This is a genomic window from Nocardioides sp. SR21, from assembly GCF_022761125.1.
Classification (GTDB): Bacteria; Actinomycetota; Actinomycetes; order Propionibacteriales; family Nocardioidaceae; genus Nocardioides.
Genome location: NZ_JAKWJR010000001.1, coordinates 337584 through 362526 on the forward strand (window position 1 = coordinate 337584; position 24943 = coordinate 362526).

Sequence of the window (24943 nt, forward strand, 5' to 3'; positions counted from 1 at the left end):
TTCCGTCACTTCCTGGGTGTTGCAACCCCTGAGAAGTGACGGGATTGCCTGAGAAGTCAGCGCGCCTCGGCGAGCACCGCGTCACGGTCCTCGAGGAGCACGAACCCGGCCTCGATCGCGGCGTCGGTCGCGGCGGTGTAGGCCGCGAGGTACTCCTCGTGCGAGGCGTACGCCGGAGCCGCCAGCGGCAGCGTGCGCCCGAACAGTCCGCAGATCGGCGAGGCATCGGCGGCGGCGTACCCGGACAGCACGTCGGCCGGAGCGTCCACGACCGGTGTCCGCACCCCGCCGCGCACGTTGCCGTGCTCGTCGAGGACCAAGTCGTCGCCGACGATCTCGAGCCGATCGCCAGCAGGGGCAGGGGATCCGCCGCGCGCCCACCCCTCGAGCCAGCGCAGCGCGGCGCGCACGACGTACGCCTGCTGCCCGCGGTTGACCGGGTCCGGGCAGCCGAGGAACGACTCGAGCCCGCCGATCTGGAACAGGTCGACGTGGGCGGACCCGGCGATCTCCCAGAGCCGGAACCGCTCGGCGTCCGGCTGCCGGGCGGGCAGGTAGTTCAGCCGCCCGAGCAGGTCGCCCTCGGTCTGCACGGTGATCACCGGGACCCCGACGTCGGGGATCCGCGTCGGCGCGTCGGTGTGCAGCGCCCCACCGGGGCGGCTGTGCACGAGGAACCCGTCGAAGAGCGAGCTGCCCAGGACGTCCAGGTACGTCGTCAGCGCGGCCGCCGACTGCGACTCGCCGACCGCCAGCACGCACGTCGCGCCCAGGTCGGCGGCGAGCCCGCGCGCGACCTGGGTGTAGATCTCGTAGGCGTGCTCGTCGCCGGGGTGCGCGAGGTCGCCGTACCGCTGCGGGTCCTGGACCTTCAGGCCGCCCAGCCCGATCCCGGTCTCGACGCGGGCCGCGCCGCCCTCGACGCCGACCCGCTGCGCCGAGACGCCCGCCCAGGCGTGGCCCCGGCGCACGATCTCCTCCGCCAGGTAGGTCCAGTCCGGGGCGGCGTCGGAGCCGCTGCTGACGTTCAGCCACTCCACGACCAGGGTGCCGCTGAAGCCGGCGGCGGGTCGGCGGACCAGCACGCGGGTCGCGTACGGCGCGGGCGCCGTCCCGGCCGCGCGGAGCTCGCTCTCCTCGTACCCATGGGCGATGAGGTCTGGACCGGAATTCGCGGAGGTCAGCGAGACGCCGTTTCCGCTGGTCAGCGCGGTGAAAGCCGCGCGCAGGAGGTCGGCCACGCCGGAACTTTACTCACGAGACCCTGCTCACGTCGGCCGGAAATATGACAGGTTTGGTTTGCATTCGACCACGAAGGCTGGTGGTCTGGACTACTGATGGCCGGGATCGGGAACGACCTGACCAGTGCAGGAGGCCGTATGAGGGCCCCGATGCAAGACCCCCGAACAGCACGACGCACGACGTTCGGACGCGCTGGCACCCGAGGCCCGGGACGTACGACGTTCGGAGAACTGTGCCCAGCAACGACCAGGGCCACGAGCAGAAGAACAAGCTCGCCAGTGCCTTGAGCCGCGCTTCCCGCAGCCGCACCCTGATGATCGCCCTCGCCGCGGTCGTCGTCCTGGCGGTCGCCGGGTCGACGTGGGGCTACAGCAAGCTCAGCAAGACCGTGACCCTCTCCCTCGACGGGAAGTCCCAGGAGGTCACCGCCTTCGGCGGGACCGTCGGTGACGTCCTCGACGCTCAGGGGATCGAGGTCGGTAGCAAGGACATCGTCGCACCGAGCCTGGACGAGCAGGTCGCCGACGGCACCAAGATCACGGTCCAGTTCGCCCGGCCCTTCGAGCTCGACGTGGATGGCGAGAGCAAGACCTACTGGGTCACCGCCACCACCGTCTCCGACGCTCTGGCCGAGGTCGGCACGCTCTACAACGACTCCGAGCTCTCCGCGAGCCGCGGCGGCAGCATCGACCGCGGCGGCATGAGCCTCTCCGTGGTCACGCCGAAGACGCTCACCGTGAAGCTCGGCGGCCACAAGGCCGTCACGAAGACCATCACCGCGCTGACCGTCGAGGAGGCGCTCGAGGACCTCGGTGTCGAGCTGGGCAAGCACGACGAGGTCACTCCCGCGCCCACCGCGACGATCGAGGACGGCGACAAGCTGGTCTTCACCAACGTCCGGGTGGTCACGAAGTACGTCGCCGACGAGGCCGTCGACTTCGAGACCGTCGAGCAGGAGGACGGCTCGATGTTCGAGGGCGAGTCCACCGTCGTGCAGGCCGGCGAGGACGGCTCGCGCAACGTGACGTACCGGATCGTCTACCGCAACGGCGAGATCACCGCGAAGAAGGTGCTCAAGCAGACCGTGCTGAGCGCCCCGGTCGACGAGGTCGTCAAGGTCGGCACCAAGGCGCCCGCCACGAACTTCGCCGGCGGCAACACCGTCTGGGACGCGCTCGCGCAGTGCGAGTCCGGCGGCAACTGGGCCATCAACACCGGCAACGGCTACTACGGCGGCCTCCAGTTCAGCCTCGGCACCTGGCAGGCGTACGGCGGCACCGGCCTGCCGAGCAACGCCAGCCGCGAGACCCAGATCGCCATCGCGACCAAGCTCCGCGACGCCTCCGGCGGCTACGGCGCCTGGCCGGGCTGCGCCTCCGCGCTGGGGCTTCCCCGCTGACGAGATCGGCGGCGCCGATCTCGTGATGGTGGTCGAGCGAGCCACGCAGCCGCGGGAGCGGATGCGAGTGGCGTGCCGAGACCCAGATAGCCTTTCGGACATGTCGACGTCCGCGGGTCCCCGACTGTTGGGGCCCGCGGACGTTCGTTCGTTGGCCGCCGAGCTCGACCTCCGTCCGACCAAGCAGCGCGGCCAGAACTTCGTCATCGACGCGAACACGGTGCGCCGGATCGTCCGTGAGTCCGGCATCACCGAGGACGACGTGGTGATCGAGGTGGGTCCGGGCCTCGGCTCGCTGACCCTCGCGCTGCTCGAGGTCGCCGGCCGGGTCATGGCGATCGAGGTGGACGACAAGCTCGCGGCACGACTGCCCGAGACGATTGCGACGTACGCCCCGAACCAGGCGGACCGCTTCGAGGTCGTGCTCGCCGACGCGATGCGCGTCGAGCAGATCCCCGGCCCGCCGCCGACCGCGCTGGTCGCGAACCTGCCGTACAACGTGTCCGTCCCGGTGCTGCTGCACCTGCTCGCCCTGCTGCCGTCGCTGCGGCACGGGCTGGTGATGGTGCAGTCCGAGGTCGCCGACCGGCTCGCGGCCGCGCCCGGCTCCAAGGTGTACGGCGTCCCGTCGGTCAAGGCCGCCTGGTACGCCGACGTCCGCCGGGCCGGCGCCATCGGCCGCAACGTCTTCTGGCCGGCGCCCAACGTCGACTCCGGGCTGGTCGCGTGGACCAGCCACGAGCCGCCCGTCACCACCGCCACTCGTGAGCAGGTCTTCACGGTCGTCGACGCGGCGTTCGCCCACCGGCGCAAGGCGTTGCGCGGCGCGCTGCGGGTGCTGGCGCCGACCGACGCGGTCGGCGACGCGCTGGCGGCCGCAGGCGTGGACCCGCTCGCCCGCGGGGAGTCGCTGACCGTCGCGGACTTCGCGCGCATCGCCGAAGGGCTGCCATGGGAGAGCTGACCGTCCGCGCGCCCGCCAAGATCAACCTGCACCTCGGCGTCGGCGCCCTCCGCGAGGACGGCTACCACCCGCTGGTGACCGTCTACCAGGCCGTCGGCCTGTACGACGACGTCACCGCTCGGACCGCCGACGACTGGACCCTCGGCATGACCGTGCCCGACTGGATCGGTGCGGCCGCCGTACCCCCGGCCGGAGAGAACATCGTCGACCGCGCCGCCGACCTGCTCGCCGCCCACCACGGCGTCGCGCGGGTCGGTGAGGTGCACATCGCCAAGGACATCCCGATGGCGGGCGGCATGGCGGGCGGGTCCGCGGACGCCGCCGCCGCGCTCGTCGCGCTGGACCGGCTGTGGGAGCTCGGCACGTCCGACGACGACCTGCTCGCGCTGGCCGCGCAGCTCGGCAGCGACGTCCCGTTCGCGCTGCTCGGCGGCACCGCGCTCGGCACCGGCCGCGGCGAGCTGGTGACCCCGGTCGACGACCGCGGCACCTGGTGGTGGGTCGTGGTCCCGAACGAGGTCGGGCTCTCGACGCCCGAGGTGTACCGGCACTTCGACAAGATGTTCCCCGACGCTCCGTCCGAGCCGGTCCCGGCCGACGCGCTGCTCAGCGCGATCGCGGACGGCGACGCGTGGGCGCTGGCCGACGCGCTGCACAACGACCTGGAGGCCGCGGCGATCGACCTGCGGCCCGAGCTCGGCAAGCTGATCGAGCAGGGCGAGAGCGCCGGCGCGCTGCGCGGCATCGTGTCCGGCTCCGGCCCCACGGTCGTCTTCCTCTGCGGCTCGGCCGACCACGCGCGCAACCTCGCCGCCGACCTGTCCAACGCCGGCCACGCCGTCGTACTCGCTGCGAACGGCCCGGTCGCCGGCGCCCACCTGGTGTCGTATGCCTAGGGGCCCTCACGACGGTCCGTGGCCTGCTGCGCGCCGCCCCGGCACGCACCTGGACTGCGTTGTCGTCAGTCGCCGGGACTCCGTCCCGTCTCCCTCCTCCGCCTTGCCAGGCACGCACTGGATGCGACGCTCGCGACGGACGAGACCGTCATGAGCGCCCCTAACCTCCTGAACCTCGAGAAGGTCTCCAAGTCGTACGGCGTACGGCCGCTCCTCACCGACGTGTCCCTCGGGATCGGCGCCGGCGAGCGGATCGGCATCGTCGGCCGCAACGGCGACGGCAAGACCACGCTGCTCGAGGTGATGACCGGCCTGGAGGAGCCCGACACCGGCCGGGTGTCCCAGCAGCGCGGGCTGCTGATCGGCTACCTCCACCAGGGCGACGAGCTCGAGGACACCCACACCGTCCGCGAGGCGGTGCTCGGCGGTCGCGCCGACCACGAGTGGGCGGCCGACGTCCGCATGCGCGAGATCGTCGAGGAGCTGCTCGTCGGCGTCGCGCTCGACCGCTCGGTGCTCGGGCTCTCCGGTGGTGAGCGGCGCCGCTGCTCGCTGGCCGCGCTGCTGCTCGGCGACCACGACCTGATCGTGCTCGACGAGCCCACCAACCACCTCGACGTCGAGGCGGTCGCGTGGCTCGCGCGGCACCTCGTGCAGCGACCGTCCGCGATGGTCGTCGTCACCCACGACCGCTGGTTCCTCGACGAGGTCTGCCAGTGGACGTGGGAGGTCCACGACGGGGAGGTCGACGCCTACGAGGGTGGGTACGCCGCGTTCGTGCTGGCCAAGGCCGAGCGGCAGCGCCAGGCGTCCGCCTCCGAGATCCGCCGGCAGAACCTCGCGCGCAAGGAGCTGGCCTGGCTGCGCCGCGGTCCGCCGGCACGGACCTCGAAGCCCAAGTTCCGCATCGACGCCGCGAACGCGCTGATCGCGGACGTGCCGCCCCCGCGCGACCGGATGGAGCTGCAGCGGTTCGCGACCCAGCGGCTCGGCAAGGACGTCATCGACATCGAGGACGCCGACCTGGTCCGCGGCGAGCGCACCCTGCTGAAGCACGCCACCTGGCGGCTCGGCCCCGGCGACCGGGTCGGCATCGTCGGCGTCAACGGCGCGGGCAAGAGCTCGGTGCTGAACCTGATCTCCGGCGACCTCTCGCCGGCCGCCGGCAAGGTCAAGCGCGGCCGGACGGTCGCGCTGCGACACCTCAGCCAGCAGCTCGACGACGTGGACCCGGACGGCCGCGTGCTGCCGACGGTCGAGTCGATCCGCCGGGTCACCAGGACCGCGGACGGCGAGATCACCGCGACCTCGATGCTGGAGCGGTTCGGGTTCACCGGCGACAAGCTCACGGCGCGGATCGGCGACCTGTCCGGCGGCGAGCGCCGCCGCTTCCAGCTGCTCACGCTGCTGCTCGACGAGCCGAACGTGCTGCTGCTCGACGAGCCCACCAACGACCTGGACATCGAGACCCTCAACGTCCTCGAGGACTTCCTCGACGGCTGGCCCGGCACGCTGATCGTGGTCTCGCACGACCGGTACTTCCTCGAGCGGGTCACCGACTCCGTCTGGGCGCTGCTCGGTGACGGCCAGATCTCGATGCTGCCCCGTGGCGTCGACGAGTACCTCGAGCGGCGCGCCGCCCAGCTCGACCACCAGCCCGCCGTCGGCGCAATTGCGCCGGAACCGCAGGTCGCGACGCCCGCCGGCAGCGCTTCCGGCGCAATGGCGCCAGAACCGCAGTCCACCAAGGCGAAGCCGGGCAGCGCCGAGGAGCGCGCGGCCCGCAAGACGATCGCCCGCATCGACAAGCGGCTCGAGAAGATCTCCGAGCTCGAGGCCGGGCTCAACGCCGAGGTGCTCGAGCACGCGCAGGACTACGAGAAGCTGGCCGAGATCAGCGCCCAGCTCGGCGTGCTCGCCGACGAGAAGGACGAGCTCGAGATGGAGTGGCTCGAGGCCTCCGAGCTGCTGGAGTAGCTAGTCCGCGAACGGCGACAGCAGCGTCCGCAGCAGGGCGGCCAGCTTGGCCTGGTCCTTCTCGGGCAGCTCCGCGAGGAACGTCCGCTCGGCCTCGAGCAGCGCCTCGAACGCGTCGTCGACCGTCGCCCGGCCGTCGGGCGTCAGCCGGACCAGCACGCCCCGCCGGTCGTGCGGATCGGGCAGCCGCTCGACCAGTCCACGCGCCGCCAACCGGTCGACCCGGTTGGTCATCGTCCCGCTGGTCACGAGCGTCTCGCGCAGCAGCCGCCCCGGCGACAGCTCGTACGGCGCACCCGCGCGGCGCAGCGCCGCGAGCACGTCGAACTCCCAGGACTCCACCTTCGCGGCGGTGAACGCGTCCCGGCGCGCCAGGTCCAGGTGCCGACCCAGCCGGCTGATCCGGCTGAAGACCTCGACCGGACCCAGCTCGAGGTCCGGGCGCTCGCGCGCCCACGCCTCGACCAGCTCGTCGACCTCGTCCCGCATGGCAGGAGCGTAGCGGATGCGTCGAGAATCTTGACATCAAGATAAATCGGGCGGACGATGACTCGCATGAGTCACACCTGGGACCCGGCCCGCTACCTCACCTACGCGGACGAGCGCGGCCGTCCGTTCGTGGACCTGATCTCGCGCATCGACGCGGGCGGACCCCGCTCCGTCGTCGACCTCGGCTGCGGCCCCGGCAACCTGACCTCCCTCCTGGCCGACCGCTGGCCCGGTGCCGCCGTGGTCGGCCTCGACTCGAGTCCCGACATGATCGCCGCGGCCACCGACGCCCGGATCTCGTTCGAGGTCGCGGACCTCCGGTCATGGACGGGGAGCGCGGACGTGCTGGTCTCGAACGCCACCCTCCAGTGGATCCCCGAGCACCTCGAGCTGCTGCCCCGGCTGGTGGCCCAGGTGACGCCCGGCGGCTGGTTCGCGTTCCAGGTGCCCGGCAACTTCGGCGAGCCGAGCCACGTGATCCGCACCGAGCTGGCCGCGGAGGCGCCGTACGCCGTGCACACCGAGGGCGTCGCGGTCCCGAGCAGCCATGACCCGGCGGTCTACCTCGAGGCGCTCGTCGCGCTCGGGTGCACCGTCGACGCGTGGGAGACGACGTACCTCCACGTCCTCACCGGCCAGGACCCGGTGTTCACCTGGGTCTCCGGCACCGGCGCGCGACCGACCCTGCAGGCGCTGCCCGACGACCTGCGACCGGAGTTCGAGGCGGAGTTCAAGCGCCGGCTCGCGACGGCCTACCCCGAGCACGAGCACGGCGTCGTGCTGCCGTTCCGCCGGATCTTCGTGGTCGCGCGGGTGGCGGCATGAGGCTCCACCACGTCCAGGTCGCCTGCCCGCGCGGCGGCGAAGATCTCGCACGACGGTTCTACGGCGACGGTCTCGGCATGACCGAGGTCGCCAAGCCGGGGACGCTCGCCGGGCGCGGCGGCTGCTGGTTCCGCGCCGGAAGCGCCGAGATCCACATCGGCGTCGAGGAGCCGTTCGTCCCCGCCCGCAAGGCGCACCCGGCGTTCGTGGTCGACGACCTGGACGCGGCCGGCGCGCGACTGGCCGAGCTCGGCTTCGAGGTCGACTGGACCGAGCGGCACACGTTCCCGGGGTTCGAGCGGCTGCACACCTTCGACGGGCACGGGAACCGCGTGGAGCTCCTCCAGTCGTAGCCGCCGGTCAGCTTCTCCCTGGCGGCGCCACGGTGCAGGTGCCGGATGCGGTCGTCTGGTTCCCTGCGAGGTCGGTGGCGGTCGCGGTCACCGTGTAGGTCCGATCGCGACCGCGGGGTCCGAGCTCCGCGCGGACCCAGACCCGGCTCCCCGTCACGCGGACGTCGTCGGGATCGGCGTTCGTGGACGACGCACCGACCTCGATGTCGGCGACGCCGGAGAGGCCGTCGGTCGCGTCGACGTCCGCGACGAGCACGAACCGGTGGTTGGGTGGCCAGAGCTCGCACCCCGGCGCGGGAAGTCCGGACAGGGACGGGGCGGTCCGGTCGATGGCGATCTCGACATCCTGTGCAGGCGTGGTGTTGCCGAGCAGGTCGGCCGCGGCGTAGCTGATGCGGTACCTGCCCTCCTCGATGAGACGCACCGAGGTGTGGTCGCCGGGGCGGACGAACGCCGTGTCCGCGGTCTGACCGTCGAGAGCGTGGACCTGTGCTCGCAGCGACCTGACCCCGACCATGTCGTCCTGCGCGCTGAGGACCACGGTCACGTCGTCGCGGTTCCATCCCGCGCTGTTCGCCGACGGGGTGGTCTCGACCTGGATGGTCGGCGGGGTCACGTCTGCCGGAGGCGGGTACGGCGCGGGCGGCACCTGGCCGATACCGGTGAAGTCGACCGCAACCAGGTGACGCCCGGGCAGGCCGGCCAGGGCGCCGAGGTCGATGCGCTCCTGGCCCGTGGCGTCGAACCAGTACGGCCGAGCCTCGGCCACGAGGGCTGTGGCCATCGGGAAGGCGTAGTGCAGGCGCGCCGGGCGTCCCTCCATCGCTCGACCATGCAGGTAGAGAACCAGGGCGTGCTCCATGTTGTGTAGCATGTTCTTGCCGAAGGCGGACTTGCGCAGCTCGGTGTCCGCCGGGTTCCGGGAGATCCGCGTGAACGTCTCGCGTGCGGGCGACTCCCGGTCGACGTAGGAGGTCAGGAAGAAGCTGGTGCTGCGCTCCAGCCGTCCGGCGTAGGGGAAGCCGGTCCCGGCGAGGTCGAGGGCGGACAGGAGCTGGTCCCCCTCGTCGTGGACCCACCACGCACTGTCCGGCTCGACGTTGCCGGGAGCGAAGCTCATCGGTCGCGCGTTCCAGCGGCCGGCGACGTCGTCCCAGGCGCGGTCGACCATGATCGCGCGATCCGCGGCGAGCGCCGACCAGGGCCGGTCGTCGAAGAGCTGGTTGGCGTTGTGGATCATCGCGTAGCTCTTGATGGTGTGTCCGAAGTCGGTCTGCGGCGCGTTGAAGTTCCCGAACCGCGCCGTCCGTCCCCAGAACATCCACCGGTTCGCCGGGTTGGCGGCAGCGGAGTTCTTGTGCCGGTTGATCAGTGCCTGGGTCACGTTGCGCAGGTCCGCGCGGAACTGCGCGTTGCGCGCCGGGTCGCTGAGCAGGCCGATCGACGGGAGCAGGAACGCCGTACCCGGAACCAGGTAGTCGGTGATGTCGCCGCCGTTGCCGCCGGTGTCGAACTCGGCGCTCAGGTCGTAGGTGAGGGAGTCCTTCAGCCGGTTCGCCGCGGCGTCGTAGTACGGGCCGAAGACGAGGTCACGGATGGCCAGGAGCTTGGCTTCCGCCTCGGGGTCCCGCGTGACGTTGTAGTACATGGCGTACCCCAGGCCCACCGACGCCAGGTCGAAGAGGTCCTTGTTGGCCAGCGAGTTCACCGGGGTCCCGGTCGCGTCGAGCTCGGCGAAGTAGCCGCCGTGGACCGGGTCCTCCAGCCTCGTCTCGATCCAGTCCAGGCCGGCGCGGGCGACGGTCAGGTACGCCGGATCGCCCGTGAGCAGGAACGCCAGCGAGTAGCCGTAGACCCCACGGCCGAGGGTCGAGGCGCCGCGGTTCGGCAGTGCCGGCAGCAGCTCGCCGTCCTGGCCACGCCAGGACGGGAAGTTGCCGACCGGATCGCCGAGCGCCTCGGGCAGCAGCCAGTACGGCATGAGGTCGTCGCGATGGTGCTGCAACCAGGTGTCGCCGCCCAGCACGGGCGGGACCGGGTCGTCCGAGACGGGCGGCGATGCAGCGGCCGGGCCGGCGAGCAGCAGTGCGAGCGGGAGGCAGACGGCGAGGACGCCACGCGTCAGTGTTCTGGCATTCCGGTCCCCGATGTTTCCGGACATAGCTGAACCCCGAATCCGAGAGAAGGTCAGTCTTCTACTCGAGCACGCTGCTCATCGGCAGGCAATGACGAGATCGGGTGGTTCCGGCGCGGTGCCCCTGGCCCGCGTCGCTCAGCGGCCGATCGCCTTCTTGCCGAGCACGACGACACCGGCGCCGAAGAAGCCGATCATCGCCCAGCCGATCGGGCCGCTGCCGGCCGCCACGAGGGCGACGCCGGCGACCACGATCGCGAGGCAGGCGAGCGCTGCGAGCAGGAGCGACCAGCTCATCGCTCTCCCCAGATCTCTCGGGCGAGCGGGGCGACTGCGGTCGCCTGCGCCCGGCCGGCGCGGGCCGAGGCCGCGCGGCGGGCGGGGTCGAGGACGTTCCTGCCGATCGCCTTCACCGAGTCGGCATCGGGCGACACGACCAGGTGCGGCGTGGAGCCGAGCAGCTCGCCCGCGCTCTGGAGCGGGCCGAAGGACCGGTCGAGCGGGGTGAACGCGAGGACCCGGTCGCAGTCCGCCACGAGGTCGGCGTTCGAGCCGGAGCGGACACCCCCGTCGACGTACTGCCGTCCCTCGATCGGGACCGGCGGATAGACACCGGGTACGGCGCAGCTTGCGGCCACGGCCTCGACCAGCGACACCCCGTCGGAGCCGTCGAAGAGCCGCAGCGCGCCGGTCGCGACGTCGACCGCGGTGACCTGCAGCCGGCCGCCCGGTCCCCACTCCTGGATCGGCAGCCGCTCGCGGATCGCGTCGAAGCGCTCCTCGACGCTCGGGAGCCTCCCGGCCGCGGCGCGCTTCGCCGACCACTGGCCGACCTCCCGCCCGAACCCCTCGAGGTCGCCGCGGGCGCGGGCCATCGCGCGCACGTAGCCGAGCAGCACGAGCGGGCTGATCCGCGCCAGCGGCGCCGGCTTCGGGGTCGAGACCTGGTAGTCGAACAGGTCGCTCAGCGAGATCCCGGTCGTCAGCTGCGCGCCGACGACCGATCCCGCGGACGTCCCGACGACCGCGTCGGCGGTGGTGACGTCGACGCCGAGGTCCTGCAGCCCGAGCAGCAGCCCGGTCTCCCAGGCGATCCCGGTGATGCCGCCGCCGCCGAGGGCGAGTCCACGTGTGGCCATGCCCGGACGCTACTGGGCGGACACCAATCCGAGCGCGTCGAGGTCTCGGATCGCGGCGCACCCGCGCGCCACCATCACCGCGAACATCCGGTCGCCGCGCTCGGTCCGGTTGGTGCTGTACGCGCATCCGAACGTCGCCACCAGCGGCACCTGGAGCAGCGCGAACACGTAGTCCTCCCAGCACAGCTCGGCCGGGTAGTCGGTGACGCCGTACCCCACCAGCGCCTGGTGGTACGCCGCGACGAGCTCGCGCTCGTGAGTCCGCCGGTCCTCGACCGACAGGCTGGTCGCGACGGCGTACGCCAGGTCGCGCGCCGGCAGCGCCAGGCTGAGCGTCTGCCAGTCGACAGCCGCGACCTCGCCGGTGGGGGAGAAGAGCAGGTTGTCGAGGCGGTAGTCGCCGTGCACCAGCCCGAAGCGCTCCTGCCGCGCCAGCAGCCACGGCCCGATCACCGGGACGCACGCGCGCAGGGTCGCGGCGTCCTCGGCCGGGACCAGGTCGCCGAGGGCGTCGAGGAACAGCTCGGTCGTCGGGCCGTACATCTCCAGCAGCAGCGCGATGTCGTCCGGCCCGTTGAGCGAGAGGGTGTCGACCTCCTCCAGGGTCGGGTCGCACCAGCGCGGCCCGTGCAGCCCCGCCAGGTTCACGACCGCCGCGCGCGCCTGGTCGACGGTGCAGCCCGCGATCTGGTCCCCGGCCTCGGCGGGTGCGAGGTCCTCCATCACGATCACGAAGTCGCCGGTGTCGTCGATCTCCGCGTGGTGGCAGTACGGCGTGCGTACGGCGACCGTGGCCGCGACCTGCTGGTAGAACCGCACCTCGGCGCGGTACGCGCCGGCCATCATCGCCCGCTCGCTCGCGTTCTCGGGCGGCAGCTTCACGAGCACGCTGTCCCCGCGGTCCGTCCGGAGCCGGAAGCACGTCCCGATCTGCCCGGTGCCGATCCGCTGGACGTCGACGGTCCGCACCTCCCGGCCGAGGACGCCGCTGAGCCACTCCGGCGACAAGTAGAACGTGTTCTCATTCACCCGTGTGACGCTAACGGTTACCAGTCGGTAATATCGCCGCCATGAGCCAGGTCCAGACGATGTGGAACAAGACCAGCCGGCTGCCGCTGGGCGATCGGGTCTTCTCGCTGCTGTTCGCGCAGAAGGCGCCGTACTTCGCCTCGATCCGGCCCCGGTTCACGGTGGTCGAGCCGAACCGCGTCGAGCTGCTGATCCCCAAGCGCCGCCGGGTGCACAACCACCTCAAGACCGTGCATGCGATCGCGCTGTGCAACGGCCTCGAGGCGGCGATGGGCGCGCTGGCCGAGGTCACGATCCCGGCCGACAAGCGGTGGATCCCGAAGGGGATGGACGTCTCCTACACGGCGAAGGCGAGCGGCGACGTCACCTGCGTCGCCGAGACCGACGCCGCGCAGTGGACCGCGGACGAGCCCGACCTCCCGGTCCGCGTCCGCGGCGAGCTCGCGGACGGGACCGTGGTGATCGAGGGCATCATCCGACTCTGGGTCACCCCGCGGCGGTGAGGAAGATCGGGTTGGTCAGCGCCACCATCGGGCTGATCACCGAGGTGCCGCGCCGGATCTCTGCGCGCACGAAGGCCGTACCGCCCGCGACCGTGGCGTCGAGCGTGATCTCGTCGCCGACCGCCGTGGCCGTCCCTCCGGTGATGGCGCCGTTCGGGCCGTAGAGCCTGGCGGTGCAGCCGGCGACGCCGGTCGCGCGCAGGCTCACCGCGACCTGCTGGCCCGGGTCGGCCGGGACACGGTCGCCGCACTGCCCGGAGACGTCGTCGAGGGTCGCGGTGAACTGCAGGTCGACCGCCGAGGACTCGGCGACCCACGAATGCCCGAGCCGGTAGCCCTGGATGAGCGCGTCGACCGACAGGCCCGCGGCGCGGACGACGGTCTGGGCCAGCCCGATGGTGTCGCTCTGCCGGTGCGTGTCGGAGTTGCCGACGGCGGGCTTGAAGATCCCGGCCTTGAGCAGCTCGACCCAGCGCTTGAGCGCGGCCTCGTCGAAGCCGTCCCACTTGCCGTTCCAGACCTCGATCGCGTCCATCTCGGTGAACTCGTCGCCGAAGTCCCACCGGATCGACGGGACGCCGATGTAGGGGTGCGCGGCGATCGCGAGGCCGCCGAGGTCACGCACCTGCTGGGTGAACTGCCCGAGCTTGTCGTCCTCCGGCAGGTACCGCCAGTCGATCCACGTGCCGGCCGGGATCCCGGTCGCGAGCCAGTGGCCGGCGCGGGTCGTGACCTCCTCGCCGGGGATCACCAGGAAGTCGTCGGGGACGTAGCGGCCCCAGGTCTCGGTCGCGGAGCTGGTGTTGTGCTCCGACGTACCGATGAAGTCGAGGCCGGCCGCCTTGGCGTAGCCGAGCACGTCGACCTGGGTCTGCGAGCCGTCGGAGTGGACCGTGTGCACGTGCAGGTCGCCGCGGTACCAGCCCTGGCCGGTGTCCTCGACCTCCGTCGGCGCGGGCGCCGGGACGAAGGGCTTCCCGGGCTTGCCGTGGTGCAGCGTGATCGTCACCTCGTAGTCCACGCGCGAGATGATCTGGTACGGCCCGAGGGCGATCCGCCACCTCCCGGGCGTGATCGGTCCGGGCAGGTAGCCCGGGGTGGCCGAGGTCTTGCTGATCTTGAACGACGAGCGCGCGCCGCCGGACCAGCCGCGGAACCCCTTCGTGTTGCCCAGTCCGGTGCCGGACGGGTCGAAGATCCCGATGTCGACGACGTTCTTGCTGTAGCCCGGGCCCGGCACGGTCGGCGGGTACGAGTACGACACCTCGATCTGACGCACGCCCTTCGGCACCTTGAACGGCAGGTAGTGCCAGTCCTGGGTGTTGGCGGGGCCGAAGTGACCCTTGTAGGTCTTCTTCGTGGTCGTGCCGGCGGCGGCGGGCTCGAAGGTGGTCAGGGCTGCGGTGGTGGCGATGCCGGCGCCGGCGATCAGCAGGGCGCGACGATCCAGGTTGCGGTTGCTCATGAGGGCCACAGGATGACTCAACGCAGCGCGCGATGCGCGCCGAATGCCGCAAGCGTGAGCAAAACTCCACCGGCGACCGCGCGGCTCGGCAGCCGGCCCTGGGTCCGACGTCCCCTGAGCGACTGGTTCGACTGGCTGGAGAGGACCGAGCCGTTGCTCTGGTGCGAGAACGCCGACCCCGTGCTCTGGTGGGAGAACGCCGACAGAGCGGACATCGACGACGCGATCGACGCCGCCGACGCGAACGAGAACAGGCTGCCGGCCGACGCGATGGAGCCTGCGCTCCCGATGGACAGGATCGAGTCCTGCGAGCAGATCGAGAGGATCGAGTTCTCCGAACGCCACGACCACAGGTTCGCCATGCCGCGAGCCTAGCCAGGGGCTCAGACCGAGCGGCCGCTGACCAGGTCGGGGTTGATCACGATCTGCTTGCGCTCGCCCACCAACCTGCGCTGGGCCCAGGTCGCCAGCGCGGTGAGGATCAGGTTGCAGACGATGTAGATCGCCGCCAGCACGATCGCGGTCTGGAGCTGGTTGCCGAACTCGATCCAGATCGACCGGCCCACGGTGGTCAGTCCGGGCGCGAGCACGTAGAAGCCCAGGCTGGTGTCCTTGAGCGCCACGATGCACTGGCTGATGATCGCCGGGATCATGATCTTGACCGCCTGCGGCAGCTGGATCGTCACCATCACCTGCGTCTTGCGCATGCCGAGCGCGTACGCCGCCTCGACCTGGCCCCGCGGCACCGCCAGCACTCCGGCCCGGGTGATCTCGGCGAGCACGGCGCCGTTGTAGAGCATCAGGCCGACGACCACGGACCAGTAGGGGCCGAGCGCGAGCGGCCCGAACCGCAGGAAGATGATGAGCAGCAGCAGCGGGACCGCACGGAAGAACTCGACGACCAGCCACGACGGCCAGCGCAGCATCCGGTGCTCGGAGAGCTTGCCGACGCCGAAGAGGAAGCCCGCGACGACGGCGAACAGGATCGCGAGCACCGCCATCGCGAGCGTGTCGAGCAGGCCCTGCCACAGCGCCTCGACGTACGCCGGGGTGACGAAGGGCTCCCAGAGCTCGTAGGCGAACTCGCCCTGCTCGGCGAGGTACCAGACGAACCAGGCGAGCAGGCCGGCCAGGACGACGGCGGAGACGATGGTGTAGATCCGGTGCCGGGCGCGGGTCCGCGGACCGGGGGTGTCGAAGAGGACCGAGCTCATTCGGGGTCCCCTCGGAAGTGTGGGCTGGAGGAGCGAAGCGGGGGGAGCCCGCAGTTTCGTGGGGTGTTCATCGTGCTGCCCTCCAGCGGCGCTCGAGACCGATCGCGCCGGCCGAGATCAGCTCGACCAGCACGACGTAGAGCAGCGCGAACGTCAGGAAGATCGTGGTGTCGTCCGCGCTGTTGTTGGCGAAGTACCGCATCCGGAAGGTGAGCTCCGCCAGGCCGAAGACCGCGGCGATCGAGGTGTTCTTCGTCATCGCGATCAGCACGCTCGCCATCGGCGGCACCACGGCGCGGAAGGCCTGGGGGAGCACGACGCTGGTCATCGTCTGGCCGAAGGTCAGCCCGATCGCCCGGGCTGCCTCGGCCTGGCCGAGCGGCACGGCGTTCACGCCCGAGCGCACCGCCTCGCAGACGAACGCCGAGGTGTAGACGCTGACCGCGATCACGCCCTTGACCAGGAAGGGAGTGCCGACGAACCAGCCGATGTTCGGGGCGGCGACGAAGACGAAGATGAACATCAGCAGCAGCGGCGTGTTGCGCACCAGTGTCACGTACGTCGTCGCGGCACCGCGCAGCACGGAGATCGGCCCGACCCTCATCGCGGCCAGGACCGTGCCGAACGCGAGCGAGCAGAGGCCGGAGAGGACCGCGAGCTGGATCGTCAGCCAGAACGCCTGGAGCACCAGGTCGCGCTCGGCGAGCAGGTCGTCCAACTCCCGGTCCTCTCCGTCAGCCTGTGGTCAGCCCTGCCTCACGCGGCGGGGCACTCGTCCATCGCCGGCGGCTCGGGGGTCTCGACGCCGGACTGGCCGAGGGTGGCCTCGAAGGCGGACGCCCAGGAGCCGTCCTCGAAGGCGTCCTCCAGGGTGTCGGTGATCCACTCGCACATCTCCGGGTGGTCGAGCGAGTAGCCGATGCCGTACCGCTCCTCCGAGAACGGCTCGACGACCACCTTGAGCTGGTCGGGGTTCTGGGCGGCGTACCCGAGCAGGATCGCGCCGTCGGTCGTCATCGCGTCCACGGTGCCGTTGAGCACCTGGTCGACGCACTCGGAGTAGGTGTCGAAGCCTCGCGGCTTGGCGCCCTCGGCCTCGATGTTCTCCAGGGAGGTCGAGCCGGTGACCGAGCAGACCTCGGTCCCCTTGACGTCGTCGAGGCTCTCGATGTCGCTGTCCGCGGCGACCAGCAGCTGCTGGCCGGTGACGTAGTAGGGGCCGGCCTGGCCGACGACCTGGCGGCGCTCGTCGGTGATGGAGTACGACGCGATCACCAGGTCGACCTCGCCGTTCTCGATGAACGGCTCGCGGTTGTCGGAGATCGTCTCCTTCCACTCGATGTCCTCCGGAGCGATCCCGAGGTCGGCGGCGAGGATCTTGCCCATCTCCGGGTCGAGGCCGCTCGGCATGTCGTCGGTCGCGCCCTGGAAGCCGATGCCGGGCTGGTCGACCTTCACGCCGATGACGACCTTGCCGGAGTCGGCGAGCTCTCTCATGCGGGTGCCGTCGTCGAAGTCGTCCGCGGCGCTCTCGGCGACGTCGACGTCGGTGCCGCTGTCGTCGTCGTCTCCCGCGTCGCCGCATGCGGCGAGCGCCGCGGCCAGGACGAGGGCGACCGTGGCTGCCTGGGCCCTCCTGATGTGTCGCATGTCTTCTCCTCTTCCGAGTAAGGGTGAAGCGCTGACGGTCAGTGCTTGAGGATCTTGCCGAGGAAGTCTCGGGCGCGGTCGGTCCGCGGGTTGCTGAAGAACTCGTCGGGGGTGCTCTCCTCGACGACCGCGCCGTCGGACATGAACAGCACGCGGTCGGCGGCGGTGCGGGCGAAGCCCATCTCGTGGGTGACGACGATCATCGTCATGCCGCGCTGGGCGAGGTCGACCATGACGTCGAGGACCTCCTTGATCATCTCCGGGTCGAGCGCCGAGGTCGGCTCGTCGAAGAGCATCACCTTGGGGTCCATCGCCAGCGCGCGGGCGATCGCGACCCGCTGCTGCTGGCCGCCGGAGAGCTGGGCGGGGTACTTGCCTGCCTGGCTGTCCACGCCCACCCGGCGCAACAGCTCCATCGCCCGCTGCTCCGCTTCCTGCCGGCCCGTCCTCCGGACCTTCATCGGGCCGAGGGTGACGTTCTCGAGGACGGTCTTGTGCGCGAAGAGGTTGAAGCTCTGGAAGACCATGCCGACGTCGGATCGCAGCTCCGCCAACGCCTTCCCCTCCTGGGGGAGCGGGCGGCCGTCGAGGCTGATCGAGCCGCTGTCGATGGTCTCGAGGCGGTTGATCGCCCGGCACAGCGTCGACTTCCCGGAGCCGGAGGGGCCGATCACCACGACGACCTCGCCCCGGCGTACGGCCAGGTTGACGTCCTTGAGCACGTGGAGGTCGCCGAACCACTTGTCCACGTGGTCGAGCGCCACGAGCGCGTCAGCCGCCATGCACAAGGACACTAGTCCAGAGATAGCCCGTTCGGGCCATGCCATGCCTGGGGTACCCGAAGCGTTACGAGATGGCGACCTTCAGGTGGGACCACACGTCCGGTCCCTCCCAGTCGCCCCGGCCGGGCGCGGGGATCCACTCCAGACCGACCAGGCGAGGGCAGGTGCACTCGAGCTCGGGGTCCGTGCCCAGGGCGGCAGGCCCGTCGTCGACGTGCGCACGGAAGATGCTGGTAGCCCCCACATCTTGGCGGTGCTCGACGCGGCGGACGAAGGTCGCATCGGTCACCCGAAGGCAGACCTCCTCGGCGACCTCCCGCCGGACTGCGTCCGCGGAAGTCTCGCCGGGCTCGATGCCTCCGCCGGGCAGCGTGAGGTACTCCTGGCCGACGTGACGGCCGCTCGCGTCCTTGGATCGATGCCGGACCATCAGCACGAGCCCGTCCCGCTCGATGATGGCCGCCACTCGTTCGCGCACGCAGGCAGTGTGGCAGTGCACCTCGCTCGTTTGGGATGGTCGTGGCCGCCCGCCGTACCCTGGGACGGCTATGGCGCGCACGTACGAGGTCCGCACCTACGGGTGCCAGATGAACGTCCACGACTCCGAGCGGCTCACCGGGCTCCTCGAGGACGCGGGGTACGTCGCCGTCCCTGCCGACGAGCAGGCCGACGTGGTCGTGTTCAACACCTGCGCGGTCCGTGAGAACGCCGACAACAAGCTCTACGGCAACCTGTCACACCTCGCGCCGGTCAAGGCCGCGAACCCGGGCATGCAGATCGCCGTCGGCGGCTGCCTGGCGCAGAAGGACCGCTCGACGATCACGTCGAAGGCGCCGTACGTCGACGTCGTGTTCGGCACCCACAACATCGGCTCGCTGCCGGTCCTGCTCGAGCGCGCTCGGGTGATGGAGGAGGCGCAGGTCGAGATCCTCGAGTCGCTCGAGGTCTTCCCGTCGACGCTGCCGACCAAGCGCGACTCGGCGTACGCCGCCTGGGTCTCGGTGTCCGTCGGCTGCAACAACACCTGCACGTTCTGCATCGTCCCGAGCCTGCGCGGCAAGGAGAAGGACCGCCGCCCTGGCGAGATCCTGGCCGAGGTCGAGGCGCTGGTCGCCGAGGGCGTCTCCGAGATCACGCTGCTGGGGCAGAACGTCAACGCGTACGGCGTGGAGTTCGGCGACCGTCAGGCGTTCTCCAAGCTGCTGCGCGCGTGCGGCGAGATCGAGGGCCTCGAGCGGGTGCGGTTCACCAGCCCGCACCCGGCCGAGTTCACCGACGACGTGATCGAGGCGATGGCCGAGACCCACAACGTGATGCCGCAGCTGCACATGCCGCTGCAGTCCGGGTCCGACAAGGTGCTCAAGGACATGCGCCGGTCGTACCGCCAGGCGAAGTTCCTCGGGATCATCGAGCGGGTCCGTGCCGCGATGCCGGACGCCGCGATCACCACCGACATTATCGTCGGCTTCCCGGGCGAGACCGAGGAGGACTTCCAGGCCACGCTGGACGTCGTCCGCGAGGCGCGGTTCTCCAGCGCGTTCACGTTCCAGTACTCCAAGCGTCCCGGCACGCCGGCCGCCACGCTGCCCGACCAGATCTCGCCCGAGGTCGTCCGGGACCGCTACGACCGCCTGGTCGCGCTGGTCAACGAGGTCGCGTGGGAGGAGAACAAGCTGCTGGTCGGCCGCCAGGTCGAGCTGATGGTCGCCGAGGGCCAGGGCCGCAAGGACGCCGCGACCAACCGGCTGTCCGGCCGCGGCCCCGACAACCGGCTCGTGCACTTCACCCCGCCTGCGGGTGTCGAGGTGCGACCGGGCGACATGGTGACCGTCGAGATCACGTACGCCGCGCCGCACCACCTGAACGCCGACGGCGACGTCATCGAGGTACGCCGCACCCGCTCCGGCGATGCCTGGCAGGCGCGGACCTCGGCCCCGGCACCGGCCGGCGTCGGCCTCGGCATGCCCACCATCGGCGTACCCGCCCCGCTGCCGGACGCCCCCGCCTGCCGCTGAGGTAGCGTCCGGGGCCATGCCCGCCGAGACACCGACCATCCTCGCCACCTCGGGTGGCTGGGCCTTCGACGACCGGCTCCGCTGGCGCGTCGGGCCGTTGACCGACCACGCCGTCGAGCTGTCCGGTGTCGACGGCCGGGCGCCGAAGGTGACGTTCCTCGGGACCGCGTGCGGCGATGACGCGGGGCTGTACCGCGACTTCTACAACGCCGCGCAGAAGCGCGGGTTCCAGGCCTCGCACCTCCAGCTGTTCACGATGCCGAACGTCGACGACATCACCGCGCACCTCCTCGAGCAGGACGTCGTGTGGGTCTGGGGCGGCAGCGTCGCCGGGTTGCTCGCGATGTGGCGGCTGCACGGCGTCGACGAGGCGATGCGTGCCGCGTGGGAGGCCGGTGTCGTGCTCACCGGTGTCTCCGCCGGATCGATCTGCTGGCACGTCGGCGGCACCACCGACTCGTTCGGGCCCGACCTGCGGCCGATCGACAACGGCCTCGGGCTGCTGCCGTACTCGAACGGCGTCCACTACGACAGCGAGGAGCAGCGCCGTCCGCTGTTCCAGTCGCTGATCGCCGCGGGCACGCTGCCCTCGGGCTACGCGACCGATGACGGCGCCGGGCTGCTCTACCGCGGCACCGAGATGGTCGAGGCGTTCGCGGAGCGGGACGGCGCTGGTGCCTACTTCGTCGAGCGCGGGCCGGACGGCACCGCGGTCGAGACCGAGCTCGAGGTGACCCGCCTGCGCTGACCGTTGTCCACAGCTCCCGAGAAGCGCCTTGCCCGGCGCCGAGCCGACGCCGAGGCTGTTCGCCTTGTCACGCCATCTCGGGAGAGGAACACCTGTCATGCGCACGATCTCGATCGCGACCGCCGTCCTCGGCCTCGTCGCCACGACGCTGTCCACTGCGGGAGCCGCGACAGCGGCCACCGGCTACGACGCCCGCGCCAGCCTGTCCGGCCAGCGCACCTGCACGAAGACCGCGACGTCCGGGATCACCCGGCGCACCGTGGTCCTCGACAACACCCGCTCCGCTCACCGGGTGCAGTTCAAGGTCGTCCGCGACGGCGACCGGTTCGCCGAGCACAAGGTCTACGTGTGGGTCCCGGCGCGCGAGACGAGGTCCGTCGTCGTGTCCGTCCCGCAGCGCACCACGGCGTCGGTGCGCGTCCGCGTTCCGGAGATGGGCCGCCGGGACCTGCGACTCTCCGCGACGGTCTCCGCCCTCAGGTCCTGCTACGTCGCGACCGTCGACCCCAAGGCGGCGTTCGGGGGCGTGTCCTGCCACGGCGGCGACTCGGTCGCCCAGATCGTGCTCGACAACCGGCGCACCAGCGACGAGAAGGTCGACTACACGGTGGCCTCGTCGTACGGCGACTCGACGGCGTCGTTCACGGTCCGGCCCGCGTCGTCGGACAACTACTACCTGCCCGTGCCCGACGGGAGGTCGACCCACGTCGACGTGACCGCCGCCGGCCGGCGGGTGCTGTCGACGGACATCGCGGCCGTCGACTGCCGGTAGTGCGACGCCACGCCGGTCACACCTCGTCGTCGGACCGCGGGTCCTTGCTGGGGTAGCCCGCCTTGGGCGGGATGCCGACCGGGTTCTCCTCGACGTTGCCGGGTGACTGCTCGGGCGGGGTGTCCTCGTCGCCCTTCCGATGCTGGGGCGTTTGCTTCGGCGAGGTGTCCTTCTGCCCGTCGGTCCCGACCTGGCCGGGGCCGGTGTGGCCGACCCGCTCGCTGCTGACGCCCATGTCGCCGGTGCCGGTCTGCGGGCCGGCGGAGTTGGGCGACGACGCCCGCAGCTCCTCGTGCTCGCCCTCGGTCATGCCGGCGACTCCTCGGTCTCGTCGTGCTCCTCGTCGCGGGTGGCCTTGGTCGAGGTGTCCTCGCCCCCCTCGACCTCGTCCATCAGCGGATCGGGGACCTTCTCCGCGATCGACGGGTTGTCGCTGACCGGTGGGTCCGGGATCGCGCGGTCGCCGTTCTCAGGCAGAGCGTCGACGCCGCCGGGGTTGGGCTCGCCGGGCTCGATCTCGGGTTCGGGCCTGGGCCCGAGGTCGTCGGACGTCATGGCGTCTCCTCAGAAGCCGAAGGTGGAGTACGCCGTCGTGGTACCCGTTCGCAACCCGTCCAACACCGCCCGTTCGTGGGGGACCACCGGCTCCGGCAGCGCGGCCAGCGGGCACCACCGCAGGTCGGCGGCCTTCTCGGTCTCGACGATCCGCGGCTCGCCCGACCAGGAGCGCGCCGTGAAGAAGAAGTCGATGCGCTCGTCGATCGGCTCGCCGCCCTGGGTGCGCTGCATCGCGGTCACGAACGCCAGGTCGACGTCGGTCACGCCGAGCTCCTCGAGCGCCTCACGATGCGCGGCGTCGTACGCCGTCTCGCCCTTCTCGACGTGCCCGGCCGCGGCGGCGGCCCAGTGGTCGTCCATGTAGCCGGTGTTCTGCCGCAGCTGGAGCAGCACCTCGGGCCCGGTGGCGCCGTCGCGCATCAGCAGCACGTACGACGCCGGGACGACGACGAAGCGCCCGTGCGTCACTCCTGGTCCTCGGCGTCGGCCTCGACGTCGTTGGCGGTCGTCTCGGCCTCGCCGAGCTCGTCGTAGTGCGTGCCCGTGTCGTCGGAGTCCTCGCCGGGCTCGGTGCCCTCGAACTCCTCCGCGTCGGGCTCCTCGTCGGGCTGGATGCCCTCGGTCATGTCGAACTCGCTCATCACTCACCTCCTGCGTCGTCCGACGGTTCGTCGAGCGACGTCTCGGCATTCTCTTCCTGGTGTTCCCTCGGTGGACCCTGCGGGTCCCGCTCGTCGTGGTGCGGCTCGGGCGGCGTCGGGCTCTCGCTCATGTTTGCCAAACTAACCACATGCCGCCCAACCCACACCCGCCCGTCGTGGCGGTGGTCGGCGCGACCGCGTCCGGGAAGACCAGCCTCTCGCTCGACCTCGCCGAGCGTCTCGACGGCGAGATCGTCAACACCGACGCGATGCAGGTCTACCGCGGCATGGACATCGGTACGGCGAAGCTCCCCGAGGCCGAGCGGCGTGGGATCCCGCACCACCTGCTGGACACCCTCACCGTCCGCGACCCCGCGACGGTCGCCGAGTTCCAGGGCTGGGCGCGCGCGGAGATCGCCGAGATCCGCGGCCGCGGGCGCACGCCGGTGCTGGTCGGCGGCTCGGCGCTCTACACCCGCGCGATCCTCGACCGCTTCGAGTTCCCGGGGACCGACGACGCCGTCCGCCGACGCCTCGAGGAGGAGCTGGCCGAGGCCGGACCGGCCGCGATGCACACGCGGCTGCGCGAGCTCGATCCCGAGGCGGCCGACCGGATCCTCGTCGAGAACGGCCGGCGTACCGTCCGGGCCCTCGAGGTCATCGAGCTCACCGGCCGGCCGTTCACCGCGTCCCTGCCGACGCTGGAGTACGCCGACCCGCACACCGCCCAGATCGGCGTCGACATCGACCGGCCGACCCTCGACGCGCGGATCGAGCAGCGCGTCGACCAGATGTTCGCCGACGGGTTCGTCGCTGAGGTCGAGCGGCTGCTGGGCGAGGGCCTCGCCGAGGGTCGGACCGCCGGCCGGGCGATCGGCTACCGCGAGGTCGCGGCGTACCTCGGCGGCGAGCTCTCCCTCGACGAGGCGCGTGAGCGAACAGTGATCGCGACGCGGCGGTTCTCCCGCAAGCAGGACTCGTGGTTCCGCAAGGATCCGCGGATCACCTGGATCCGGTACGACGACCCCGAGCTGGTCGCCAAGGCCCTGGCGGCGGTGCCGGCATGAGGCGCTGGCTGGTGGCTGCGGCGGTCGGCGTGGTCGCGCTGACCGGCTGCGCCATCGAGGTCGAGGAGGAGGTCGAGGAGGAGGTCGAGCTGGTCTCGGCGCCCGTCCTCGGCACACCGGGCCCGCTCGCGGGATCGAGCGGCTCCTTCGTCACCGCCGTCGACGGCGAGATCGTCACCTGTGAAGGCTGGGGCGGGAACGACTGCGACACCGTCTACGACATCGGCTCGGTCACGAAGCAGTTCACGGCGGCTGCGATCGTCACGCTGCAGTCGATGGGGCGGCTCGATGTGCATGACCGCATCGGGCGCCACCTCGACGGCGTACCTCGCGACAAGCGCGCGATCACGGTCGAGCAGCTGCTGACCCACACCTCGGGGCTGGTCGGCTCGCTCGGCGGCGACTACGAGCCGCTGTCGCGTGACGACCTGCTCCGCGAGGCCTTCGCGTCCGAGCTGCGGTCGGAGCCCGGCTCCCGCTACTTCTACTCCAACGTCGGCTACAGCCTGCTCGCCGCGATCATCGAGACGGCGTCGGGTGAGGGCTACGAGCAGTTCCTGGCGCGCCACCTGTTCGAGCCGGCCGGGATGACGAGCACCGGCTACGTGCTGCCGGACTGGGACGCGGCCGACGTCGCGGTCGAGTACGACGCCCGCGGCCGCACCCAGGGCACGCCGCTCGACCACCGGTGGGCGGCGGACGGGCCGTACTGGAACCTCCGCGGCAACGGCGGGATCCTGTCGACGGCGCGCGACATGTACCGCTGGAGCGTGGCCCTCGACGGTGACGGGCTCCGGGAGCTGTTCCGTCCTCGCGTCCGCGAGGGCGCCCACGCGGACAGCTGGTACGGCTACGGCTGGGTCGTTCTGGACACCCCGCTCGGCCGGGTCCAGTGGCACAACGGAGGCAACGGCTGGTCGTACGCCGAGGTCACCCGCGTCCCGTCCGAGGACGCGTTCGCCTTCTGGGTCACGAACCGGAGCCGCGGCGCGGGCTGGAACCTCGAGCGGCACGGCCTCACCGACGCGCTGGTGAGCAAGATCGGTCGGGCGGCCGAGGGCGGTTCCCCGCCAGACTGAGG

Annotated in this window: 29 protein-coding genes; 13 read left to right on the forward strand and 16 right to left on the reverse strand. The window is 71.3% G+C overall.

The window, feature by feature from the left end:
* Positions 1 to 56 precede the first annotated feature (56 nt).
* A complete protein-coding gene (locus MJ604_RS01710; protein WP_243056543.1) occupies positions 57 to 1241 on the reverse strand; it encodes an alpha/beta hydrolase domain-containing protein in 1185 nt (394 codons plus the stop codon).
* Between the two features lie 233 nt (positions 1242 to 1474).
* On the opposite strand from MJ604_RS01710, the gene MJ604_RS01715 reads away from it, so the two are divergent.
* From MJ604_RS01715 to MJ604_RS01735, 4 genes are all read left to right on the forward strand, one after another.
* Positions 1475 to 2641, forward strand: coding sequence for a ubiquitin-like domain-containing protein (locus MJ604_RS01715; RefSeq protein WP_308194104.1), 1167 nt, complete (start codon positions 1475 to 1477; stop codon positions 2639 to 2641).
* 100 nt (positions 2642 to 2741) lie between these two features.
* Positions 2742 to 3605, forward strand: coding sequence for a 16S rRNA (adenine(1518)-N(6)/adenine(1519)-N(6))-dimethyltransferase RsmA (rsmA, locus tag MJ604_RS01725; protein ID WP_243056544.1), 864 nt, complete (start codon positions 2742 to 2744; stop codon positions 3603 to 3605).
* Positions 3593 to 4501 carry a 4-(cytidine 5'-diphospho)-2-C-methyl-D-erythritol kinase gene (locus tag MJ604_RS01730; RefSeq protein WP_243056545.1) on the forward strand — a complete coding sequence of 303 codons (909 nt, stop codon included), beginning with the start codon at positions 3593 to 3595 and terminating at the stop codon, positions 4499 to 4501. Before rsmA ends, MJ604_RS01730 begins: the two co-directional genes overlap by 13 nt.
* A gap of 150 nt (positions 4502 to 4651) precedes the next feature.
* A complete protein-coding gene (locus MJ604_RS01735; protein WP_243056546.1) occupies positions 4652 to 6478 on the forward strand; it encodes an ABC-F family ATP-binding cassette domain-containing protein in 1827 nt (608 codons plus the stop codon).
* Here the strand turns inward: MJ604_RS01735 and MJ604_RS01740 are convergent, their stop codons facing one another.
* Complete coding sequence (locus tag MJ604_RS01740) at positions 6479 to 6967, reverse strand: MarR family winged helix-turn-helix transcriptional regulator (RefSeq protein ID WP_243056547.1); 489 nt, start codon at positions 6965 to 6967, stop codon at positions 6479 to 6481. It abuts the gene before it with no gap.
* A 66-nt stretch (positions 6968 to 7033) separates the two neighbouring features.
* Here MJ604_RS01740 and MJ604_RS01745 point away from each other — a divergent pair, with 66 nt between their 5' ends.
* Positions 7034 to 7792, forward strand: a complete 759-nt coding sequence (locus tag MJ604_RS01745; RefSeq protein ID WP_243056548.1) for a methyltransferase domain-containing protein — start codon at positions 7034 to 7036, stop codon at positions 7790 to 7792.
* Positions 7789 to 8145 carry a VOC family protein gene (locus tag MJ604_RS01750; protein ID WP_243056549.1) on the forward strand — a complete coding sequence of 119 codons (357 nt, stop codon included), beginning with the start codon at positions 7789 to 7791 and terminating at the stop codon, positions 8143 to 8145. Before MJ604_RS01745 ends, MJ604_RS01750 begins: the two co-directional genes overlap by 4 nt.
* A gap of 7 nt (positions 8146 to 8152) precedes the next feature.
* Here MJ604_RS01750 and MJ604_RS01755 read toward each other — a convergent pair whose 3' ends face one another.
* The 4 genes from MJ604_RS01755 to MJ604_RS01770 form a co-directional block, all read right to left on the reverse strand.
* On the reverse strand, positions 8153 to 10306 hold the full coding sequence (locus tag MJ604_RS01755; protein WP_243056550.1) for an AGE family epimerase/isomerase: 2154 nt from the start codon (positions 10304 to 10306) through the stop codon (positions 8153 to 8155).
* Positions 10307 to 10417: 111 nt separating this feature from the next.
* A complete protein-coding gene (locus tag MJ604_RS01760; RefSeq protein WP_243056551.1) occupies positions 10418 to 10576 on the reverse strand; it encodes a hypothetical protein in 159 nt (52 codons plus the stop codon).
* Positions 10573 to 11418 (reverse strand): patatin-like phospholipase family protein, encoded by an 846-nt coding sequence (locus MJ604_RS01765; protein ID WP_243056552.1) that lies wholly within the window; start codon positions 11416 to 11418, stop codon positions 10573 to 10575. Before MJ604_RS01765 ends, MJ604_RS01760 begins: the two co-directional genes overlap by 4 nt.
* A 9-nt stretch (positions 11419 to 11427) precedes the next feature.
* Positions 11428 to 12447: a phosphotransferase family protein gene (locus tag MJ604_RS01770; protein ID WP_243056553.1), complete on the reverse strand. Its 1020-nt coding sequence runs from the start codon at positions 12445 to 12447 to the stop codon at positions 11428 to 11430.
* A 41-nt stretch (positions 12448 to 12488) separates the two neighbouring features.
* Here MJ604_RS01770 and MJ604_RS01775 point away from each other — a divergent pair, with 41 nt between their 5' ends.
* Positions 12489 to 12950 (forward strand): hotdog fold domain-containing protein, encoded by a 462-nt coding sequence (locus MJ604_RS01775; RefSeq protein WP_243056554.1) that lies wholly within the window; start codon positions 12489 to 12491, stop codon positions 12948 to 12950.
* Here the strand turns inward: MJ604_RS01775 and MJ604_RS01780 are convergent.
* A complete protein-coding gene (locus MJ604_RS01780) occupies positions 12934 to 14415 on the reverse strand; it encodes a CehA/McbA family metallohydrolase (RefSeq protein WP_243056555.1) in 1482 nt (493 codons plus the stop codon). The genes MJ604_RS01775 and MJ604_RS01780 overlap by 17 nt on opposite strands.
* A 54-nt stretch (positions 14416 to 14469) precedes the next feature.
* Here MJ604_RS01780 and MJ604_RS01785 point away from each other — a divergent pair, with 54 nt between their 5' ends.
* Positions 14470 to 14790, forward strand: a complete 321-nt coding sequence (locus tag MJ604_RS01785; protein ID WP_243056556.1) for a hypothetical protein — start codon at positions 14470 to 14472, stop codon at positions 14788 to 14790.
* An 8-nt stretch (positions 14791 to 14798) separates the two neighbouring features.
* Here the strand turns inward: MJ604_RS01785 and MJ604_RS01790 are convergent, their stop codons facing one another.
* The 5 genes from MJ604_RS01790 to MJ604_RS01810 all read right to left on the reverse strand — a co-directional run bounded on the left by MJ604_RS01790 (position 14799) and on the right by MJ604_RS01810 (position 18539).
* Positions 14799 to 15629 carry an amino acid ABC transporter permease gene (locus MJ604_RS01790; RefSeq protein WP_243056557.1) on the reverse strand — a complete coding sequence of 277 codons (831 nt, stop codon included), beginning with the start codon at positions 15627 to 15629 and terminating at the stop codon, positions 14799 to 14801.
* A 67-nt stretch (positions 15630 to 15696) separates the two neighbouring features.
* A complete protein-coding gene (locus tag MJ604_RS01795; RefSeq protein ID WP_243056558.1) occupies positions 15697 to 16347 on the reverse strand; it encodes an amino acid ABC transporter permease in 651 nt (216 codons plus the stop codon).
* Between the two features lie 38 nt (positions 16348 to 16385).
* Positions 16386 to 17279, reverse strand: a complete 894-nt coding sequence (locus tag MJ604_RS01800) for a glutamate ABC transporter substrate-binding protein (RefSeq protein WP_243056559.1) — start codon at positions 17277 to 17279, stop codon at positions 16386 to 16388.
* 38 nt (positions 17280 to 17317) lie between these two features.
* A complete protein-coding gene (locus tag MJ604_RS01805; RefSeq protein ID WP_243056560.1) occupies positions 17318 to 18061 on the reverse strand; it encodes an amino acid ABC transporter ATP-binding protein in 744 nt (247 codons plus the stop codon).
* Positions 18062 to 18125: 64 nt separating this feature from the next.
* Positions 18126 to 18539 (reverse strand): NUDIX domain-containing protein, encoded by a 414-nt coding sequence (locus tag MJ604_RS01810; RefSeq protein ID WP_243056561.1) that lies wholly within the window; start codon positions 18537 to 18539, stop codon positions 18126 to 18128.
* Between the two features lie 70 nt (positions 18540 to 18609).
* On the opposite strand from MJ604_RS01810, the gene miaB reads away from it, so the two are divergent.
* The 3 genes from miaB to MJ604_RS01825 all read left to right on the forward strand — a co-directional run bounded on the left by miaB (position 18610) and on the right by MJ604_RS01825 (position 21596).
* Complete coding sequence (gene miaB, locus MJ604_RS01815) at positions 18610 to 20076, forward strand: tRNA (N6-isopentenyl adenosine(37)-C2)-methylthiotransferase MiaB (protein WP_243056562.1); 1467 nt, start codon at positions 18610 to 18612, stop codon at positions 20074 to 20076.
* Positions 20077 to 20092: 16 nt separating this feature from the next.
* Positions 20093 to 20824 (forward strand): peptidase E, encoded by a 732-nt coding sequence (locus MJ604_RS01820; protein ID WP_243056563.1) that lies wholly within the window; start codon positions 20093 to 20095, stop codon positions 20822 to 20824.
* Between the two features lie 97 nt (positions 20825 to 20921).
* Positions 20922 to 21596: a hypothetical protein gene (locus MJ604_RS01825; RefSeq protein ID WP_243056564.1), complete on the forward strand. Its 675-nt coding sequence runs from the start codon at positions 20922 to 20924 to the stop codon at positions 21594 to 21596.
* A 16-nt stretch (positions 21597 to 21612) separates the two neighbouring features.
* On the opposite strand, the gene MJ604_RS01830 is transcribed toward MJ604_RS01825, so the two are convergent.
* Genes MJ604_RS01830 through MJ604_RS01845 form a run of 4 tightly spaced genes read right to left on the reverse strand, consistent with a single transcriptional unit; the run spans position 21613 to position 22795 of the window.
* On the reverse strand, positions 21613 to 21906 hold the full coding sequence (locus MJ604_RS01830; RefSeq protein WP_243056565.1) for a hypothetical protein: 294 nt from the start codon (positions 21904 to 21906) through the stop codon (positions 21613 to 21615).
* Positions 21903 to 22151, reverse strand: a complete 249-nt coding sequence (locus tag MJ604_RS01835) for a hypothetical protein (protein WP_243056566.1) — start codon at positions 22149 to 22151, stop codon at positions 21903 to 21905. Before MJ604_RS01835 ends, MJ604_RS01830 begins: the two co-directional genes overlap by 4 nt.
* 9 nt (positions 22152 to 22160) lie before the next feature.
* On the reverse strand, positions 22161 to 22622 hold the full coding sequence (locus tag MJ604_RS01840; RefSeq protein ID WP_243056567.1) for an NUDIX domain-containing protein: 462 nt from the start codon (positions 22620 to 22622) through the stop codon (positions 22161 to 22163).
* A complete protein-coding gene (locus MJ604_RS01845; protein WP_243056568.1) occupies positions 22619 to 22795 on the reverse strand; it encodes a hypothetical protein in 177 nt (58 codons plus the stop codon). Before MJ604_RS01845 ends, MJ604_RS01840 begins: the two co-directional genes overlap by 4 nt.
* A gap of 149 nt (positions 22796 to 22944) precedes the next feature.
* On the opposite strand from MJ604_RS01845, the gene miaA reads away from it, so the two are divergent.
* Both miaA and MJ604_RS01855 read left to right on the forward strand, forming a co-directional pair.
* A complete protein-coding gene (miaA, locus tag MJ604_RS01850; protein WP_243056569.1) occupies positions 22945 to 23862 on the forward strand; it encodes a tRNA (adenosine(37)-N6)-dimethylallyltransferase MiaA in 918 nt (305 codons plus the stop codon).
* Positions 23859 to 24941 (forward strand): serine hydrolase, encoded by a 1083-nt coding sequence (locus MJ604_RS01855; protein ID WP_243056570.1) that lies wholly within the window; start codon positions 23859 to 23861, stop codon positions 24939 to 24941. The genes miaA and MJ604_RS01855 overlap by 4 nt, the downstream gene beginning before the upstream one ends.
* The last annotated feature ends 2 nt before the right edge of the window (positions 24942 to 24943 follow it).

Bases quoted from the DNA above. Each gene is read 5' to 3' on its own strand.
- rsmA (WP_243056544.1), top strand. From the start codon at position 2,742: ATGTCGACGTCCGCGGGTCCCCGACTGTTGGGGCCCGCGGACGTTCGT.
- MJ604_RS01730 (WP_243056545.1), top strand. From the start codon at position 3,593: ATGGGAGAGCTGACCGTCCGCGCGCCCGCCAAGATCAACCTGCACCTC.
- MJ604_RS01735 (WP_243056546.1), top strand. From the start codon at position 4,652: ATGAGCGCCCCTAACCTCCTGAACCTCGAGAAGGTCTCCAAGTCGTAC.
- MJ604_RS01740 (WP_243056547.1), bottom strand. From the start codon at position 6,967: ATGCGGGACGAGGTCGACGAGCTGGTCGAGGCGTGGGCGCGCGAGCGC.
- MJ604_RS01745 (WP_243056548.1), top strand. From the start codon at position 7,034: ATGAGTCACACCTGGGACCCGGCCCGCTACCTCACCTACGCGGACGAG.
- MJ604_RS01750 (WP_243056549.1), top strand. From the start codon at position 7,789: ATGAGGCTCCACCACGTCCAGGTCGCCTGCCCGCGCGGCGGCGAAGAT.
- MJ604_RS01755 (WP_243056550.1), bottom strand. From the start codon at position 10,306: ATGTCCGGAAACATCGGGGACCGGAATGCCAGAACACTGACGCGTGGC.
- MJ604_RS01760 (WP_243056551.1), bottom strand. From the start codon at position 10,576: ATGAGCTGGTCGCTCCTGCTCGCAGCGCTCGCCTGCCTCGCGATCGTG.
- MJ604_RS01765 (WP_243056552.1), bottom strand. From the start codon at position 11,418: ATGGCCACACGTGGACTCGCCCTCGGCGGCGGCGGCATCACCGGGATC.
- MJ604_RS01775 (WP_243056554.1), top strand. From the start codon at position 12,489: ATGAGCCAGGTCCAGACGATGTGGAACAAGACCAGCCGGCTGCCGCTG.
- MJ604_RS01780 (WP_243056555.1), bottom strand. From the start codon at position 14,415: ATGAGCAACCGCAACCTGGATCGTCGCGCCCTGCTGATCGCCGGCGCC.
- MJ604_RS01790 (WP_243056557.1), bottom strand. From the start codon at position 15,629: ATGAGCTCGGTCCTCTTCGACACCCCCGGTCCGCGGACCCGCGCCCGG.
- MJ604_RS01800 (WP_243056559.1), bottom strand. From the start codon at position 17,279: ATGCGACACATCAGGAGGGCCCAGGCAGCCACGGTCGCCCTCGTCCTG.
- MJ604_RS01805 (WP_243056560.1), bottom strand. From the start codon at position 18,061: ATGGCGGCTGACGCGCTCGTGGCGCTCGACCACGTGGACAAGTGGTTC.
- miaB (WP_243056562.1), top strand. From the start codon at position 18,610: ATGGCGCGCACGTACGAGGTCCGCACCTACGGGTGCCAGATGAACGTC.
- MJ604_RS01820 (WP_243056563.1), top strand. From the start codon at position 20,093: ATGCCCGCCGAGACACCGACCATCCTCGCCACCTCGGGTGGCTGGGCC.
- MJ604_RS01825 (WP_243056564.1), top strand. From the start codon at position 20,922: ATGCGCACGATCTCGATCGCGACCGCCGTCCTCGGCCTCGTCGCCACG.
- MJ604_RS01830 (WP_243056565.1), bottom strand. From the start codon at position 21,906: ATGACCGAGGGCGAGCACGAGGAGCTGCGGGCGTCGTCGCCCAACTCC.
- MJ604_RS01835 (WP_243056566.1), bottom strand. From the start codon at position 22,151: ATGACGTCCGACGACCTCGGGCCCAGGCCCGAACCCGAGATCGAGCCC.
- MJ604_RS01845 (WP_243056568.1), bottom strand. From the start codon at position 22,795: ATGAGCGAGTTCGACATGACCGAGGGCATCCAGCCCGACGAGGAGCCC.
- miaA (WP_243056569.1), top strand. From the start codon at position 22,945: ATGCCGCCCAACCCACACCCGCCCGTCGTGGCGGTGGTCGGCGCGACC.
- MJ604_RS01855 (WP_243056570.1), top strand. From the start codon at position 23,859: ATGAGGCGCTGGCTGGTGGCTGCGGCGGTCGGCGTGGTCGCGCTGACC.